Below are 17,254 nucleotides of genomic sequence, written 5' to 3' on the forward strand. Positions count from 1 at the left end.
CCCTTCCCAGGGCGACGCGCTCCTCGACTCCCCCGGCCGTAGCCCCCTGGCCTGCAGCATCTTTGCTCATAGCGTCATCCTTCCCGTCCCGGGACGCAAGCGGAACCCTCGGACCGCGAGCTGAATCGGCGTCGCCGAGCAGGCGATCACGTTGCGGAGCGCGGCGTCGTCGCACCTCAGAGTTGCGGACCCGGGGGTTGCGGCCCGGGGGTTGCGGCCCGGGTGTTGCAGGTCCCGGCGTTGCGGACCCGGGGGTTGCAGGTCCCGGCGTCGCAGACTCGTGCGTTGCGGACAACAACTCTCCGCTCAACAAGCCCGGTGAGCCACAACCACCTGCCCCCCCTCGTCCGGGCTGGCGTAGCTGCCCTGTCCGTTTTGGTCTAAATGACCAGTTCCTCATGATTTGCGTAGGTTTAGCATCGTTTGTGACAGATCTAGGTATTTTGACCGGCCAGCGGGCCAGTCGTCCTGCCGGCCAGCGGGCTAACGACGCCGGCCGACAGCCGCCAGGCGCCGGACGCCGGGGCAGGCCGAAGATGGTCCGCTCGTGTCGCGAGGGCTCGCGCCGCCGAGAACGGATCTTGTGCCGCGAAGCGCGACGCGTGTCGATGCCGAGTGAAAACTGACCCCCCGGTGCCTCGAACTCACCCGGCAGAAGGGGGTCGGTTTCCAACCCGCGTTGACCACGTGCTGCGCCGAATGTGTGCAGATTCGACCCGCGAGCTGACTCAGGCCGACCGCCCCTCCCCCATGCCTCCGGGCTGCGTCATCGGTGCGGCGCACCTCCGAGCCCGTCAGATCCCCACCGGCTTCGCGACCGCGCTTGCCGACGTCGCAACGGCGCCTGACGTCGCAACGCTGGCCGGGAGGTCACGAGCGTCGAGACGGACCTCGAACGGGAGCCGTTCGTGAACGCTCTCGAATGAACGCCAGCTCCAGTGCAACGAGAACCCCGTCGGGTCACGACGGGCCCCACCCCGTTCGTCCGGGCAGGCGGAGCTGCTGTGTCCGTGTTAGTCGTTATGACTGGTTCGAACTGATTTGCGTAGGTCTGCCGTATAGGTGCGGAAAAGCATCGCTCTGCCCTCGATTGTTCGGCCGCCGATGCCGGCCAACCGCTGATAACTGCCCTCGCGCCGCGGTCAAGAGATCAACCCCTCCCCTCAGCAGCGATCCGCACCCCACCCTCCCCGGCGAGCCGGTAGCGCAGAACTTCCCGAACCTCGACCACGTCCACCCCCGGACATCACCAGCGACCTCCACGTCGCTCGACATGACGTCATCGATGTCAACGCCGGTTGAAAACTGACCCCCTTCTGCCGGGCGAGTTCGACACCTGAGGGTCAGTTTTCACTCGGCGTCGACAATCGCTAGCACCAGCCCCCGATCAACCATTCGCACGACCTACCCGGTGGTCCCATGGCTGGCAACCCAGGTGGTCCCATGAACATGGCAAGAATCGGCTCAGGCCGGTCTCATGCCCGTGGCGGCCGCCACACGATCCGCGAACTGCGAGTTGTTGTCGCGCCGATCGCAAATTCGCGACAACGACTCGCAGTTCACGGCACCTCGAGTGAACGGATGCGGCGATCGCCCTGTCCCCGCTGAGCGGCTCGTTCGCGTCCGCTTCGGGCTCGCATGCTGTGCGGCTGGACCCCCTCGTCGGGGCTGGCGAAGCTGTCTTGTCCGTTTTGATAGAAATAATCGGTTCTTCATGATTTACGTAGATTTGGTCTGTTCGTCACGGACGTGAACATTCGCCCGATCCCCCGACCGCCGACCCAGCCTGGATCCTCCGATCAGATCGGCCGGGCTGAGGTAGCGACGGTCCGGTCGGCGTCGACCTGCGTGACCTCCTCGTCGAGGTCGGGTGACGACCGCGTCGTCGAGCGACTCCTCGCTCGCCAGCGCGCGTTCAGCGTGTCGCTCAAGACCCCCACGACCCGCAAGTCCTCAGCGATCGACTCGCATCCGGCGGGCGCGCCGCGGATCTCAGCCCGGTTCTCCACGTTCCACGGATGCTTCCTCCCCCGCACGAAACGGCCGAGGGTCGAAACGACCGAGGATCTCGGTAAAGTTCCGGACCGACACGCGGAGCGCGCGGATGGTCAGGATTGGGCTGCGGCGCTGGTCAGGATTAGCTGCCTCGCCTGGTCAGGATTCGGCTGCCTCGCCTGGTCAGGATTAGCTGCCTCGCCTGGTCAGGATTAGCTGCCTCGCCTGGTCAGGATTCGGCTGCCGTCGACGCGGCGGGCGGGGGTCCGACGGGTCGAGTGCGCGGCCGAGCGGGAGTGACTGGACGTGGCCGCCGGTCCACCGAGGGAATTCGGCGGATCAGGTCACCGGGTCGTTCAGCGGGGCGCCGGTCGGGGCTTTTGGAAGACTTTGAACGCCTCCGACGCCTGACTCTCGATTCCTCTCCGACGCGGCCACCGGCCCTCTGCGGGTGTGGAAGGTAACGGGCAGCTCGTCGTCGAACTGGGAGTTGTTGTCCTCCTGAAGGCCTCCCGGACGACAACCACTCCCAGTTCGATGCTCGATTCGAATGCAGTGAGCCGCGTCGGGGTGAGGGTGGGCGGATTCGCGTTTGGAACGACGCCCGGGTCGATTCCGGGGCGCTGGACCATCGATCGCTTTCCAACCGACTGAGCGACCCGGCGGGAGCTGCGCGGCCCGGGCTTGGGCTGGGACGCGCGACCGACTCTGGGATCGGCACCTTTGGGCGCACCCGATTACCAGCGCGAGTTGTCAAGCGCAGCGCGGTTTATGGACCGCGCTCACGCTGACAACTCGACGGAGATGAGATGTGTCAGGCGCAGCGCGGTGCATGGACCGCGCTCACGTTGACAACTCGACGGTAACGAGGGCTAGCGGGGGGCGGCCTTTTCGTCGTCGGTGGCGCGGCGGACGACGAGGCGGGTCCACGCCCCGACGTAGACCCGGTCCCCCTCGGCGAGCTCGTGGCGCTGGCCGGGCGTGATCGGATCCTCCGGGAGGGGGCCGCTGTCGGGCCCGACGTAGGTGCCGTTGGACGACTGGAGGTCCTCGACCCACCAGCGCGTGCCGTCGGTGGTGAGCTGGGCCTGCCTGCGACTCACGGCGACATCCCCGTCGCAGTCGACCTCGGGGTGGATGTTGCGGCTCTTCGACACGCGCCCGACGAGCACGCTGCGCGCGGTGAGCGGGACGATCGCCGGCAGCCCGGGCGACGGGAGAGTCTCGTCGCTCTCCTGGACCGCGTACCAGTCCGGGTCGATCCAGAGCTCAGCGACCCACTCCAGCGGGACGCTCGGCGCGAGCGAGACCGGCGGCGCCGAGCCCGCCGTCGGGCCGGCAGCGGTACCAGCACCGGCGCCCGTTCCCGATCCCGGCGAGCCCAGGTCGAGCGCCGACGGCGGCGCGACGACGCGCGGCATCGCGCCGGTCGTGAAGTCGTACCCGCAGCCCTCGCAGAACAGGGCGTCGGGGAGGTTCTCGGTATGGCAGTTCGGGCATGTCTGCACCGTCGGGGCGGCGGGGTTCGCCGGGGCGGCGGGCGCCGACGTCGCGACTGGGGTCGCCGCAGATCCAGGCGTCCCGCTCGGCACCCCGGCACCAGCGCCAGCACCCGCACCAGAGCCAGCACCAGAGCCAGCACCAGTTCCAGTTCCAGCTCCCGCACCGACGTCCAGCGGCGCGCCACACGTGTCGCAGTAGTCGGTCGCCGTGGTCACGTGCCCGTTCGGGCAGGTCGTGCTCATCGCTTGACCCGCGTCGTCTTGGTGGAGGCGGTGTCGAGCGCCATCTCGTCGAGCCGGTCCACGCTCTTGCGCAGGCGCACCTTGCCGGTCCCCGCCTCCTCGATGTCGACCACCTTCTTCAGCTTGGACGTGGCCTCGTCGTTGCCGGTCTGGGCCGCGAGCTGCACCGCGCGGCCGAGCTTGGCCGTCGCGGTCCGGTCGTCGCCGGCGGCCTTGGCCGCGAGGCCTTCCTGGATCGCGTCGGCGAGCTCGGTCTGGCCGGTGTAGTGCGCGACCTCCGGGTTGATCCGGGCGGTGAGCGCGTCGTCGTCGGACCACATGGCCTTGACCAGGCCCTGGGCGCGGACCTCGTCACCCAGCGCGAGCTGCACGCGGGCGGCCAGCTGCTCCTGGCCGACGCCCTTGGCGGCGAGCAGCCGGACCGCGACGTGGAAGTCGCGCGACTCGTCCCCCCAGCTGCCGGTCGGGTACGCCCCGGTGAGGGCGTTCACCTCGCGGCGCCGGCCGGTGAGGTCCTCGACCGCGGGCGCGACCTGGCGGACGAACTGCACGCGGGCACCCTGCGGAGCCCACACGCGCAGGTCTGCCGACGCGACGCCGCGGCCCATCGCGGCCCGCATGAGCTTCTCGAACTCCCCCGCCATCTGCGCCGGGGTGGGGATCAGGTCGACCGTGCCCATCAGGGCCACCGCGATGCGACGGACCTCGCCGACCTCCCAGTCGGCACCGACCCCGCGGCAGTCGCACTGGAACCGCCCGCTCGCGGCCGCGATCCGGCGGGTCAGCTCGGCCGGCGTCTCGTGCTGGTTCTTGCCATCGGTGAGCAGGATCGCGTGCCGCTGGGTGGCCGACGGCACCGAGGCGAACACCGCGGTCGCGAGCTCGAGCCAGGTCCCCATCGCGGTCCCGCCCTCGGCGTAGAACGACCCGATCGCGACCCGGGCCGCCGCTCGGGCGCGGGAGTCCATCCGGGCCATGCCGAGCTCGGGGCTGTCCGTCGGGTAGGCGAGCCGGCCCTGATGGTTGCCCGCGATGACCGCAAACCACGTCCCGTCGAGGACCTGGTCGAGCGCAGCGACGGCGGCCAGCTGGGCGGCCTGGATCCCGACGACGCCCATCGACCCGGAGGTGTCGACGATGACGATCTCGGCGGCCTCGCCCGCACCCGACTGCCCGGCCTGACCGGCACCGGTGCAGGTGACCGTGACGATCGCGTGGACGTCCGTGCCCCCGTCCGGCAGGAACTCGTTCTGGAACACCTGCGCCGTGAAATCGGCCATCTCAGCTCTCCCCGTTCTTCTCTGCGGCGAGGGGATTCGGCGCAGGATCGCCGAGCCGGGCCAGCGCCACCGTGATGTTGTCATGTCCGCCCTGCGCGTTGGCCCAGTCGACGAGCCTCGAGGCGAGCGCGAGCGGTTCACCCGCCGCGACGGCGGCCGTCCGCTGCACGAGCGCACCGAGCTCGTCGGCCGGCGAGCAGTAGTTCCACAGGCCGTCGGAGCACAGCATGAGCCAGCCGGGCCGGTCCACGAGCAGAGTGGTCACGCGCGGCGTGTGGTCCGGGGCGTCGACCCCGAGCCACCGCGTGATGGCGTGGGCCTGCGGGCCCGCCTCGGCCTGCTCGCGTGGGACGCCCGCCGCGATCTGCGCGGCGGACCACGAGTCGTCGACCGTGAGCATCTGCTGCTCGCCCGTGTCCGGCAGCCAGTACGCCCGGCTGTCGCCCACCACGCCGACCACGACCCGGCCGTTCTCGACGACCGCAGCGACGAACGTGCACGACGGCGGGCTCGTGCCGTGGTCCGGCGACGTCATCCGCGCGACGGCGTCGCTCGCCGCGTCGGTCGCGATCTCCAGGCGGGTACGGAACACGCCCGACAGCGCGGACTGGCTGCCCAGCCCCTTCGAGCGCGAGCCGACCAGGACCTCGCGCGCCGCGCGGGCTGCCGCGAGGCTGGCGACGTCGGAGTCCTCCGACGACGACACGCCGTCGCACACCACGAGCACCGCACGGCTCCCGGGCTCGGTGTCCGCGGCGACCGCCGCGGCGTCCTCGTTGCGGTGGTGCCGCACGCCGCGGTCGCTCACCGCGGCCACCCAGGACTGCGGCTGCTCGACGACGTGGTCGCGCGCGCGCGGTGCCTTCGCGCCGCACGTCGTGCAGTAGCCGTCGGCGGCGACGACGCCGCCGCACTCCCGGCAGGGCGCGGGGCCGGCTGCCGTGCCCGACGGCCCAGCTGGTGTGCCCGACGGCCCGACCACACTGCCCGAGGGCTCTGCTGCCGTGCCCGACGGCTCGGGTACCGGCTCCTCCGCGCGCTCTGCGACCGGCTCCCCCGCCGCCCCAGCCGCGGGCGCCGCGCCGTCGGGTGCTCCGGGCAGGTCGCTGCCGCATTCCTCGCAGAACCGAGCGTCGGCGGCCGAGATGCTGCCGCACGTGGAGCAGACCACCGTGGTACCGACGGCTGCCTCGCTCATCGCAGCGTCCAGCGCCGGACGCCGTTGGCCGCGTCGACCAGCGCCACGCGCTCCTCGCGGCTCTCGGCCATCGTCGCGAGCTGGCGGTACGCGCCCTCGAGCCCGTCGCGCAGCGCGGGCTCGTCGGCCCGGTGGCCGCCGATCCGAAGCGCGGGCTGCGGACCCTTCTCGAGCACGAGCCGCAACGCCTCCTGCAGCACGTTGGCGGTGAGCCTCGACCGGTCCAGCGGATCGATGCCGATGCCGTCGACGCTGGTCATCGCCTCGGCCAGCGCGGTCAGGCCGCCGCCGGACGCGGCGAGCAAGCCGGCCCGCTGCCGGCGCGCCTCGGTGTACGCCCGGCTCGTCTGCGGGACGAGGTCGAGCGCGGCGACCGCGCCCGCGGTGTCGCCCCGCGCGGACCGGATCCTCGCCATGGCGAACGCGGCGGGCGCCGTGTACGACGCGTCGCAGCGGGCGCACGTGTCGTACAGCGCCTCCGCGATGTCGAACTCGTGGCTCGTCTCGCAGGCCAGCGCGAGGGCCAGCTTGGGCGCGAGCTCACCCGGTACCTGGCCGTAGACGGCGTTGAACGCCGACTGCGCGCCCGCGCCGTCCTTCTGGTGCAGGGCCGCCAGGCCCTGCAGCCAGACCGCCCGCCATTCCCACGGGTCCGCGGTCAGCATCTCGTCGGCGACCGCGTCGACGACGTCGAGGCGGCCGGCGAGCAGCGCCGCGCGGCCGGAGTGCAGCAGCACCTCCGGCGAACGCCCGGGGGCGTTGGCCAACAGCTCGAGCCGGGCCGCGGGGTCCTCGACGCTCACCGTCGCCAGCCAGCCGACCTGCGGGTCGGAGGTGTCCACGACCAGCCCGGGCAGGTCGCTCCACTCGAGGGTGGAGTCGGACACGTTCGGGGTGTCGAAGAGCAGGGACGGCGGCGCGTGGCGGGCGCTCGGGTCGCCCGGACGGTCGGTGGCGACCACCTCGCGGAGCACCCCGAGGAGCTGGACGCGCAGCTCGGCGGCGGACGCGAACCGGTCCGCCGGGTCCAGCGCGCAGGCCTTGACGAGCAGCCGGTAGAACGAGTCGTACCGCTGGAACAGCGGCGTGTCCGCCACCGACGGCAGCGACGCGACGTACGTCGACTGGTAGCCGCGGAACTCCATCGCGAGCACCAGCAGGGTGCGACCGATCGTGTAGATGTCCGAGGCGATGCTCGTGCCGACGTCGGGAACCTCGGGTGCCTGGTAGCCGACCGTGCCGTAGATCGCGGACTCCACGTCGGCCAGGCGCCGCACGCCACCGAGGTCGATGAGCCGGACGTCGTCGCCGATCTGGATGATGTTGTCCGGCTTGAAGTCGCAGTACACCAGCCCGAGGTCGTGCAGGTACTGGAAGGCGGGCAGGATCTCCAGGATGTACGCGATCGCCTGGTCGAGCGGCAACGGGTGGTATTTTCCGGCGGCCCGCATCCGGTCCTTGAGCAGCGACTTGAGCGACGTGCCCCCGACGTACTCCATGACGATGTAGCCGGCGCCCTCGTGCGTGACGAAGTTGTAGATCTCGACGATCAGCGGGTGCTCGACCTGCGCGAGGAACTGCCGCTCCGCGATGGCCGCGGCGAGCGCGTCGGCGTCGTCGGAGTTGAGCAGGCCCTTGAGCACGACCCACCGGTTGGACACGTTGCGGTCCCGCGCGAGGTAGATCCAGCCGAGACCGCCGTGCGCGAGCGCCCCCGCGACCTCGTACTGACCGCCGACCAGGTCGCCGGCCTTGAGCTTGGGCGTGAACGAGAACGGGCTGCGGCACTGCGGGCAGAACCCCTCGGTGCGGCCCGGTCGCCCGTCGACCGAGCGCCCGACCGGCGAGCCGCACGACGAGCAGATCCGCTTCTCCTCGGCGACCATCGGGTTCGTCATGAGCGCCTTCGAGGCGTCGATGGCCGGCTGCGGCGGGACGGTCGTCAGCCCGGCGCCCAGCCGCGCCGCGCGCAGCCGGGTCGACGACGTCCCGGTGCGCTGGGTGACCTTGGTGCCGCCCGCGCGGCGCGCCGATCCCATCGCCGTGGACGCGAGGCGGTTGGAGGCCCGGGAAACCGTCGACACCGCCGAGTCGAGCCCCGCGGGGCCGCTCCCCGATCGCCCGCCCGTCGCGATGGTGCCCGACGACGACGCGTCCGGCGCCGCGCCGCCCGGCGAGCCGCAGACGTCGCAGTACCCGTCGACGATGGTGCCGGTGCACCCCGGCTGCGTGCAGGCGATGGCGCTCATGCGGTCCGTCCTGAGGAGGCGGGGCTCGACGACGCCCCGGAGAGCAGGGTCTGGTACGCGGCGACGACGGCGTGCGCGCGCGGCAGATCGGTCGGCGTCTCGCCGAGGACGGCGACGGCTTGCCGGTAGATCTCCCCGACCTCGGGGCGGTCCGCGCGATCGATCGCGGCGGCCTTGGCGTGATAGACGTCGAGCAGCTGGCGCAGCGAGTCGAGCTCGGCGAGCGGGCCCGAGTAGGTCTGCTCGGCGAGGGCCAGCGCGCGGGCCACGTTCGCGAGCCGGACCAGATAGGCGTCGACGGCGAGCGCGTCGTCGGGCACCGGGCCGAGGGCCTCGACCCGGGGCACCGCGAGCGTCGGTGCCGAGCGCACAGCCGCGACGCAGGCGTCCACGATCCGGTTCACCTCCGCGGCGCGGGCGATCAGCTCCGCGCGCAGCGCGTGTGCGCGCGCACGGTCGCGCTCGTCGTCCCGGCGGGTGGCCGCCGCGACGATGAGGTCGCGCTCGGTGACCCCGGCGTCCGCCTCGAGCGGCCGCACCAGGCCGCCGACGTCGGCCCCGCGCTGGGCCCGGCGGGTGACGTCCTCCAGGCGACGGTCGAGCTTGGCGAGGCGTTCGGCCAGGGCGTCCCGCGCGGGTCCGGCCGGTTCGGCGGGCAGCAGGTCGCGGACCCGCTCGATGGTCGCGCGCAGCGAGCGAAGGTGCGCGGCGAGGTCGACGTCGACCGGGTCGAGGGACAGTCGCCGGGCCAGCTGTCCCGCGAGGGCGTCCGACAGCCGGCACGCCTCGGGCACCGAGACCGCGAGCGACGTCGAGCCGGCACCCGCCCCGGCGTCCAGACGTCCCCAGACCAGGGCCGAGAGCCGCTGCCGCTCGGCGGGGCCGACCCGGCCCGAGTCCCAGACCCGCTCGAGCTCGTCGTAGCGGGCGGCGACCGCCTGCCACAGCGCCATGGACAGCGTGATGTCGCCGGTGAGCGAGTCGGCGTCGGGCGCGGCGAGCGCGGCCTGGTCCAGCTCGTCCAGCTCGGCGCGACGCTTGGTCCGCCAGCTGCCGAGCTGCTCGAGGTAGCGCAGCATCGCGACCGGCTCGACGGGCTCACCCATCCGGGCCGGCGCGGCCGGGGCGACCGTGATCGCGGACGGGTCCATCAGCCGCGCCCGTAGTTCGCGACCGGCGGCGCCGGAGCAGGGCCCAGTGCCGCGGCGAGCCACTTGTCGTAGGACGCCTTCCAGCTGCCGTCGGCCTCGGCCTGCGCGAGCACGTAGTTGACGAAGCGGATCAGGTCCGTGTGCTCCTTGTTCATCCCCAGCCCGTACGGCTCGGACGTGAAGGCCTTCCCGACGACCTTCGCGTACGGGTCCTGCGCGACGAGCCCCGCGAGCACGGTGTCGTCGCCGGTGATCGCGTCCACCGCGGCCTGCTGGAATCGCACGAGGCACTCGGTGTGGGTGGGGGCGCTCACGGCGATGACCTTCGGGAAGTCCTTGAGCTTGTCCAGGCTCGTGGAGCCCGCGGGCGCGCAGACCCGCTTGCCGGCGAGGTCGGCGAGGGACGTCGCCGTCGAGTCGAGCGGGACGAGCACCTTCTGCCCCGAGCGGTAGTACTCGGCCGAGAACCCGATCTGCGCCCAGCGGGCGCAGTTGATCGTCATGTTCCGGGCGACCAGGTCCACGCTCTTGTCCTGCAGGACGGGGATCCGGTCGGCGGCGGTGATGACGCGCAGCTCGAGCTTGTTGGCGTCACCGAAGATGGCCTTGGCGACCAGGTGGGCCATATCGATGTCGAAACCCTCGACCTTGCCGCTGATCGGGTTGCGGGCCCCGAGCAGCAGCGTGTCAGCCGAGACCCCGACGATCAGCCGACCGCGCTTCTCGATGTTGCTGATGTCGGGGCTCTGGAGCATGCCCTTGAAGCCAGCCGGCGGTGGCGCGTACGACGCGAGCGGGTTGGCGCATGCGGGCGGGGACGTGGGGCTCGCGCTCGGCGCGGCGGTGGTCGGCGCCGCCGACGGGCTCGGCAACGCCGTGGTCTCGTAAACCGACGACGAGCACCCGGCGAGCAGCGCGCCGAACAACGTGACGACGACGACGCCGAGCGTGAGCCTGGAGGACCGGGCACGGCCCGTGCGACGAATCCGCAGGGCGCTCACCGGTACTCCTCGATCCGCTGCGAGAGTCCCCACCAGGCAAGGCTAGCGGCCAGGATTCCGGCCAGAACCGCAAGCCAGGCGCCGAACGTGAGTCCCGACTCGGCGTCCCGCAGGCCCGACGACGTCGCGTCGCCCGCGTGCGTCAGCCGCTGCTCGGACGCATTGTCGAAGGCGTCGAACGCCGCGTTGGCGCTGCCGGCGGCGCGGCTGACCGCCGCGGCGACGGCCTTGTCCCACGCGCCGCCGTCGTCGCGCGCCCTGATCTTCTGGTGCAGCACGGTGTACGTGGTCCAGCTCGTGGGCAGGCCGGCGTCGGCGCCCCCGACGCTCACGGCGACGTCGAGATCGGACGTCGTCGTACCTGACGCGGCCTTCCACGCGGTCTCGAAAGCCGCACCGGAGCCGCGCGAGATGAGGGTGAGGCTCTCGTTGGCCTTGGCGTCGAACGCCGCGATGCGCGCGCTCGCCAGCGCCCGCGCGGCGGCGTAGGACCCGGTCCGCACGTCCTTGACCGCACTCGCGACCGAACCGAGCGCGACGGCGCTCACCACGAGGATGGCCAGCACGACGAGCCCGGACGCGGCCACCGGGACGTTCACGTAACGGTGGCTGCGCCTCGCCAGCCACACCAGCGCGCCGCCGACCACGACGAGCCCGACCAGGGCGGCCGCGATGGCCAGGTTCCGCGCCGTGCGCGCGTTGGCGAACTCGACCGCGACCCGATGCTCGTTGGCCTTGTTCAAGGCCTCCATCAGCGGCAGCGCGTCGGCGCGCAGCCCGGCGCTCCCGTCGCGCAGGTACTGGGCGCCGAGCGGGAGCCCCTGCCGGTTGATGGCCCGGGCCTGCTCGACCATGCCGGTGTAGGTCAGGATCGAGGTGCTGAGTGCGGCGAGGACCTCGCCGTCCGCGGGCTGGGCCCGGGCGGCGAAGGCCACCTGCGCGGACGCGCGCTCGATCGCCTGGTCGTAGTCGCGGCGCTGCGCGGGCTGCTCGAGGCCACCGACGAGGAACGCGTTCGTCGCGTCGGCGTCGGCGCGCACGAGCTTGGTCTGGATGTCCTGCAGGCGCACGAGCTGGGCGGCGTTCGCGTCGGCCCGCGCCAACGCGCCGTCGGCGGCCCAGAACGACTGCGCCGCGCCCAGCCCGACGCTCAAGGCCACGACGATGAGGGCGGCCGAGACGAGCCGCAGGCGGCCCGGCGTGTCCTGAGCACCGCGACGGGTCCGCTGCGCGCGCGCACCCGGTGCGGCGGGCGAGGGCCCGCGGGCTTGCCCCGGCGCTTGGACCTGCCCCGGTGCCGGTGCCGGTGCCGGTGCAGCGGCGGGCACGGTCTGGGTCACTCGGTACCTCCGGGCTGGGGCGGGGTGTCCATGATGTGCTCCTCGTCGAGGTCGACCGGCAGCAACACGCGCAATTCCTCACGGGTCGGTGCCTCGACGTCGCGCAACCGCCACGCGAGGCGTCCGATCGCTCCCTCGAGAACGTTCCGCGCAAAGCGGCCGTTCCCGAAACCGGTGCCGCGCGACGCCGCCGCGAGGAGCTCGCGGAAGCGTGCGACACACTCCGGGCTGGGCTCGAAGTCGGACGCGGCGGCGAGCCGTTCGAAGATCGCGGTCAGCTCGTCGTCCGTGTAGTCGTCGAAGTCGACGGTGGTGCGGAACCGGCTCGCGAGACCGGGATTGGCGTTGATGAACTCGGCCATCGGGCCGGGATACCCGGCCACGATGACGACTAGGTCGTCGCGGTGGTCCTCCATCTCCTTGACCAGGGTGTCCACCGCTTCGGTGCCGTACTGGTCGCCGGTGAGGCTGTAGGCCTCGTCGATGAACAGCACGCCGGCGAGCGCGCTGCGCACCACGTCGGCCGTCTTGACGGCGGTCTGGCCGAGGTAGCCGGCGACCAGCTCGGACCGGTCGACCTCCACCAGGTGTCCCTTGGACAGCAGGCCGAGCGCGGCATAGATCCCGCAGACCAGGCGGGCCACGGTCGTCTTGCCGGTGCCCGGGTTGCCGGTGAAGACGAGATGCCGTGAGATCGTCGCGCTGCGCAGCCCCTGCGCGGCACGGAGCTTCTGCACCCGCAGCAGCGCGGCCTGCTGGTGCACCTCGCGCTTGACCCTGGCGAGCCCGACCAGGTCGTCCAGCTCGGCGAGCAGCTCGTCCACCGTCCTGGGCGGCGCGGCAGCAGGCACGACGTCGGCGGTCGGTGCTCCGGGTGCCGCCGCGGCGGGCGCCCCCGCGACGGGCGCCGCCGCGGCGTGTGCCGGAGCCGCGGCGCCCGGGCCTTGCTCGCCGGGCAGCCCGGTCAGGCCGGGCAGCCCGATCGGCCCGGTCGTGAACGTTGTCCGCGGGATGGCCGAGAGCTGGGCGGCAGCGGCGACCGACGCGTTGCCGATGACCCGCAGCGTGGGTTCCCCGAGCGCACAGGCGGCGGAGGTGACCTCGGTGAGGGCCCGGGCGTACGCCGGCGCGTGCGGCGAGCCGGTCGCGACCAGCTCGCCCAGCAGCCGCGTCGGTGCGGCGCGCCAGCGGCGCCCGCGCGTCGCCGCGTCGAAGAAGTCCTGCACGGCGAGGGGGCCGGACGCACCGCGCACGTGCTCGAGCCAGTCCGTCGCGGCCCGCGGTGCCGACTCGGCGACCGCCGCGGCGAGCGCGGCGCCCTCGCCGCGCACCTCGGCGGCGACCAGGCCGGCGGCAGTCCCGACGGCGGCGAGCTCGTCGAGCGCGTCACCGAGCGACGTCGTGCGCTGGACGCTCACGGTGTCGGCTCCGGCGGCAGCGGCGTGATCTGACCGATCTCGAGCTGGCCGCCGGTGGAGTGCGTGCCGAACTTCTCCGCGAGGAAGCGCCCGTGCGCGACCAGCGCCGCCGCGTCCGACCGGTTCACCGCGTCGAAGACGAGGTCCATCGTGCGCGCGAGCAGGTCGAGCTGGTCGATCAGTACCATCAGGGACGTACGCCCGTTGTCGACGGGTCGGCTGTTCGCCCAGTCGCGCGGCAGCCGCAGGTACCCACCGACCGCCTCGGGCAGGTAGTCGGTGGCCGTGGCCATGACCGAGTAGGCGTCGAGGCTGCCGGCCCCGATCCGGTCCAACCGCGGGATGGTCTCGCGCACGACGCGGGTCACCCGGGCCACCCGGGAGGCGACCGGAGCCGGGACCGCGCCGTCCGCCACGAGGGCCTCGACCCGCTCGACGGCGGCGAGCAGGTCGGCACTGGTCGGCACGGAAGGCAGCACGAGTCGCTCGGCCGGTTCCGCGGCACGCTGACGGCCGAACACCCGCGCGACGAGGTCAGCCAGTGACGCCATCAACGCTCCGCTCGCGGCGAGCGCCTGGGTTCATCGGCCAGCGCCGGCCGCGCCGTCCAGGTCGAGCGATCCGCTGGCCAGCCGGTCGTCGTGCTCCTGGACCCGGTCGAGGTACGCGCGCGACTTGCCGACCTCGGTCTCGAGCGTGCCGATCGTGGCCGCCATCGTGTCGAGCGCCTGGACCTTGAACGTGTCGATCGCATCCATCGTGGCGTAGATGTTCGCGAACGCCGCCTGGAGCTGCGGCAGGCCTATGGTCGCCGACGCGGCCTGCTCCTGGATGCGCACCGAGTTGTCCTTGAGCATCTGCGAGGTGCGCTCGATGAGGTTCGACGTCGTGGTGTTGAGCGCCGAGATCTGATCGAGCACGAGCTTCTGGTTGCCCAGCGCCTGCGCCACGATCACCGCGGTGCGCAGGGCCGACACGGTCGTCGTGGCCGCCCGGTCGACGCCCTTGACGAGCTCGAGGTTGTTCTTGATCACGACGTCGATCGCCAGGTAGTTCTGGATCGACACGGCGAGCTGGACCAGCAGGTCCTGGTGCTTCTGCCGCACGTAGAACTGGACGTCGTCGCGCAGGGACCGGGCCCGGTCGGGGTCGGTCGCCTCGAGCTCCGCGATCCCGGCGGCGAGCCGCGCATCGAGCCGCTCGGCGATGTAGACGTACTGGTTGAGGCGGGCCATCGCCGCCCACAGCTCGCCCTTCTCGAGGTTGAGCGAGGCGTTGTCCTTGCGTAGCTCGTCCTGCCCGTCGCGCAGGGCGTGCAGGATCGCGTCGAGGTGGCTCTGCGCGCTCTGGTACTTGCGGAAGTAGTCGGTGATCTTGTCACCGAACGGAATCAAGCCGAGGAACTTCCGGCCGCCCTGCGCCCCTTGCGGGTCGAGGTCCTCCACGGTGCGGCGCAGCTCGGTTAGCGTCGTGCCGACCTTCGACCCGGAGGCGAGCCCACCCTCGGTGAGCGCCCGGACCGGGGACTTCAGCAGCCGGTTGGAGCTCTCGGCGGCGTGCCTGATGTCCGAGTCGCCCATCGAGCGGACGTCGCCGGCCTTCGCGGCGAACTCCGGTGAGTGCGGCTCGGCAGTCATGAGAGAGGTGAGGAAGTCACCGACCTTGGCGTCCAGGGCGGGCAGCGCAGCGGGCTCGACCGCCGGCGCCATCCGCGGAGCCGCGGTCGCCTGGACCGGCGCCGGCGCGGCGGGGACAGTCAGTGTGAGGGCGGGCTCCAAAGTGGCCGGCGGCGCCAGCGCCGCCACCTGCTCCGAACCGGCCTGCGACGGGTTGACCTCGGTCACGTGGTCGTCCTTCCTCACCCCACGCCGCCCAGGAGGCGGCGGTCCTCGCCCCAAGGACTTTCGGCAAACATACTGGGTTACCCGACCGAATGCAGGCGTCTCCCGGACCGTCTCGAACGCCGTGCGGATACCGCGGTGCGGGCCGCGGGCCGCGCCATGCCCGGGTCCAAGTGATCCGTTCCCGAGTCGACGTGATCCGGCCCGGCGGCCCGCAGCGCACGCTCCCGGCCGATGATCAAGGCCTCGATCTCGGCGAAGCGCCGCGCCCGATCCTCCCGCTGCCCGTCGGCCGGCTGCCCGTCCGCGGATTCCGGCAACCGGCCGACGGTCGGCGTCAGACCGTTCGCCGGATGCCTCAAGGCAGCCGACGACGACGCCCTGCGGCTCGCGCGCTCACGTTGCCGCTCGGCCAGCAGCAGTTCCCTCAGTGATGTCACAACTGTCCCCCGGTCAGCGATCGCCGTTCGCGCTCGAGCGGTCTTCGCGAGTTCTGCGACTGCAGAACGGTCGACGAATAAAGCCGTGCAGCGAACGGCGGATTTCGGTGCCGCATCGATAATTCGATGCGTCGATCGAACCCCATCGACAGGTCGAAGGGTTCTACTTCTGGCCCGGCGAGATTGATCACCAATGGGCTTCATTGTCTTCACGACACGGGCCGATGCGTGCGTTGAGCGATGTTCTCGCGAACGCAGCCAACTCACTTCTCCGGAAGTCGGTGAAATTAGTGTACACCGCATCACATTCGCCCGAAAAGCCCCGCGACTACGTGGCGTCCCGGCCGGCCGGCGGCTGCTCGGTCGAGGCGGCATGGTCGGTCAGCCCCGAGCGCACGCTGAGCCCGCCCGCGACCGCCGTGGCGGCGATCGTCACCAGTGCCCCGAGGATCAGCGCGGCCGCCTCACCGGGCACGAGCAGGTTCAGCTGGGAGCCGACCGTCGCCGCGGCCACCGGGACCCCGAGCTGCGCCGACGTCAGGGCACCGATCGGCAGCGGTTGGCCGATCAGGCGAGTCACCAGATGCGCCGCGACCGCTCCCACCCCGAGCAGCAGGCCGAGCATGATGAAGGACGGGTGGCGCGCGAGGTCGCGCAGGTCGAGCGAGGACCCGAGCCAGATGAAGAAGAGCGGTCCGAGGAAACCGTCGGTGACCGCGAAGAGCTGCCGCGCGAGGCGTCGGGGCTCGCCGACCAGCGCGACCGCGAGCCCGAAGGCGAACCCGGCGAGCATGATCGACACGTGGGTCGCTGCGGCGAGGGCGGCCAGACCGAACAGGATCGCCAGGTTGGTGCGCAGCTCGAGGGCGAACTTGCGCTGGGACGAGATGTGATGCGCGCGGCGGCGGATTCCGCTGGTCTCCAGATATCGCAGCACCAAGAAGAGCACCGCCGCGGATCCCAGCACGGCCACCGCGCCCAGCGCCGCGCGCCCGGCGTGAACGGGGTCGATGACCAGGGGCAGGGCAACGATGCAGGCGGTGTCGGCGATCGCCACCTGGGGCAGCATCTCGAGCACCGGCGCACCGCCGAGACGCAGCGAGTCGACGATCGGCAGGATCAACGCCGCCGACGACGACGCCATCAGGACCGCGTACAACCCGCCGTGGCCGGTGCCGAACGCGCCGGCCAGCGCCACCCCGAGCAGCGCGGCGCTCACGCCGACGACGGCGGCCCGGATCGCCCCGATGCGGGCCGCCGCGCGCAGGTGCGGGTCACGAACGGGGACATGCGAACCGGCGACGAACATCACCAGGGCGAACCCGATCTGGGCCAGGAACCTGAAAGTGCCCTCGGAGGCGTCCAGCGCGCTGATCCCCGTCGGGCCCAGCACGATGCCGGCGATGAGCTCACCGAGAACGACCGGCAGGTTCCACCGCCGGGGCAGCGCGAGCAGCGGGCCGAGGACGCCGATCAGCGAGATCATGGCAAGGGTCCCGAAGGTCATCAAACGCCCCCGTAATCGATGGCGATCATCCGATGCTGAGGCTAGCCGAAACCGGTGTCGGCCCGGCGTAACAGAGGACGGCCATGGGT

12 protein-coding genes are annotated in these 17,254 nt (G+C 72.0%); all 12 read right to left on the bottom strand.

Features of this window, described 5'->3' with window-relative positions; all coding sequences use genetic code 11:
* Positions 1-2,867: 2,867 nt before the first annotated feature.
* Positions 2,868-3,587: an FHA domain-containing protein gene (locus VIM26_RS24665; RefSeq protein WP_331955980.1), complete on the bottom strand. Its 720-nt coding sequence runs from the start codon at positions 3,585-3,587 to the stop codon at positions 2,868-2,870.
* 149 nt (positions 3,588-3,736) lie between these two features.
* The gene (locus tag VIM26_RS24670) at positions 3,737-5,020 is read right to left on the bottom strand and encodes a VWA domain-containing protein (RefSeq protein ID WP_331955981.1); all 1,284 of its coding nucleotides are present in this window, start codon (positions 5,018-5,020) and stop codon (positions 3,737-3,739) included.
* A 1-nt stretch (position 5,021) separates the two neighbouring features.
* Positions 5,022-6,218, bottom strand: a complete 1,197-nt coding sequence (locus VIM26_RS24675) for a PP2C family serine/threonine-protein phosphatase (protein WP_331955982.1) — start codon at positions 6,216-6,218, stop codon at positions 5,022-5,024.
* Positions 6,215-8,467: a serine/threonine-protein kinase gene (locus VIM26_RS24680; RefSeq protein ID WP_331955983.1), complete on the bottom strand. Its 2,253-nt coding sequence runs from the start codon at positions 8,465-8,467 to the stop codon at positions 6,215-6,217. Before VIM26_RS24680 ends, VIM26_RS24675 begins: the two co-directional genes overlap by 4 nt.
* Positions 8,464-9,618, bottom strand: coding sequence for a hypothetical protein (locus VIM26_RS24685; RefSeq protein ID WP_331955984.1), 1,155 nt, complete (start codon positions 9,616-9,618; stop codon positions 8,464-8,466). Before VIM26_RS24685 ends, VIM26_RS24680 begins: the two co-directional genes overlap by 4 nt.
* Positions 9,618-10,619, bottom strand: coding sequence for a glutamate ABC transporter substrate-binding protein (locus tag VIM26_RS24690; RefSeq protein WP_331955985.1), 1,002 nt, complete (start codon positions 10,617-10,619; stop codon positions 9,618-9,620). The genes VIM26_RS24685 and VIM26_RS24690 overlap by 1 nt, the downstream gene beginning before the upstream one ends.
* A complete protein-coding gene (locus VIM26_RS24695) occupies positions 10,616-11,959 on the bottom strand; it encodes a hypothetical protein (protein WP_331955986.1) in 1,344 nt (447 codons plus the stop codon). Before VIM26_RS24695 ends, VIM26_RS24690 begins: the two co-directional genes overlap by 4 nt.
* Positions 11,956-13,377: an AAA family ATPase gene (locus VIM26_RS24700; RefSeq protein WP_331955987.1), complete on the bottom strand. Its 1,422-nt coding sequence runs from the start codon at positions 13,375-13,377 to the stop codon at positions 11,956-11,958. Before VIM26_RS24700 ends, VIM26_RS24695 begins: the two co-directional genes overlap by 4 nt.
* Entirely contained in the window at positions 13,374-13,928 is a 555-nt protein-coding gene (locus VIM26_RS24705) for a hypothetical protein (protein ID WP_331955988.1), read from the bottom strand. Before VIM26_RS24705 ends, VIM26_RS24700 begins: the two co-directional genes overlap by 4 nt.
* A gap of 30 nt (positions 13,929-13,958) precedes the next feature.
* A complete protein-coding gene (locus VIM26_RS24710) occupies positions 13,959-15,221 on the bottom strand; it encodes a toxic anion resistance protein (RefSeq protein WP_331955989.1) in 1,263 nt (420 codons plus the stop codon).
* A 433-nt stretch (positions 15,222-15,654) separates the two neighbouring features.
* On the bottom strand, positions 15,655-15,849 hold the full coding sequence (locus VIM26_RS24715) for a hypothetical protein (RefSeq protein ID WP_331955990.1): 195 nt from the start codon (positions 15,847-15,849) through the stop codon (positions 15,655-15,657).
* A 137-nt stretch (positions 15,850-15,986) separates the two neighbouring features.
* On the bottom strand, positions 15,987-17,165 hold the full coding sequence (locus VIM26_RS24720) for a cation:proton antiporter (RefSeq protein ID WP_331955991.1): 1,179 nt from the start codon (positions 17,163-17,165) through the stop codon (positions 15,987-15,989).
* Positions 17,166-17,254: the final 89 nt, after the last annotated feature.

The sequence above is a fragment of the Pengzhenrongella sp. genome (assembly GCF_036565025.1).
GTDB lineage: Bacteria > Actinomycetota > Actinomycetes > Actinomycetales > Cellulomonadaceae > Pengzhenrongella.

Bases quoted from the DNA above. Each gene is read 5' to 3' on its own strand.
- VIM26_RS24685 (WP_331955984.1), bottom strand. From the start codon at position 9,618: ATGGACCCGTCCGCGATCACGGTCGCCCCGGCCGCGCCGGCCCGGATG.
- VIM26_RS24675 (WP_331955982.1), bottom strand. From the start codon at position 6,218: ATGAGCGAGGCAGCCGTCGGTACCACGGTGGTCTGCTCCACGTGCGGC.
- VIM26_RS24680 (WP_331955983.1), bottom strand. From the start codon at position 8,467: ATGAGCGCCATCGCCTGCACGCAGCCGGGGTGCACCGGCACCATCGTC.
- VIM26_RS24720 (WP_331955991.1), bottom strand. From the start codon at position 17,165: ATGACCTTCGGGACCCTTGCCATGATCTCGCTGATCGGCGTCCTCGGC.
- VIM26_RS24705 (WP_331955988.1), bottom strand. From the start codon at position 13,928: ATGGCGTCACTGGCTGACCTCGTCGCGCGGGTGTTCGGCCGTCAGCGT.
- VIM26_RS24670 (WP_331955981.1), bottom strand. From the start codon at position 5,020: ATGGCCGATTTCACGGCGCAGGTGTTCCAGAACGAGTTCCTGCCGGAC.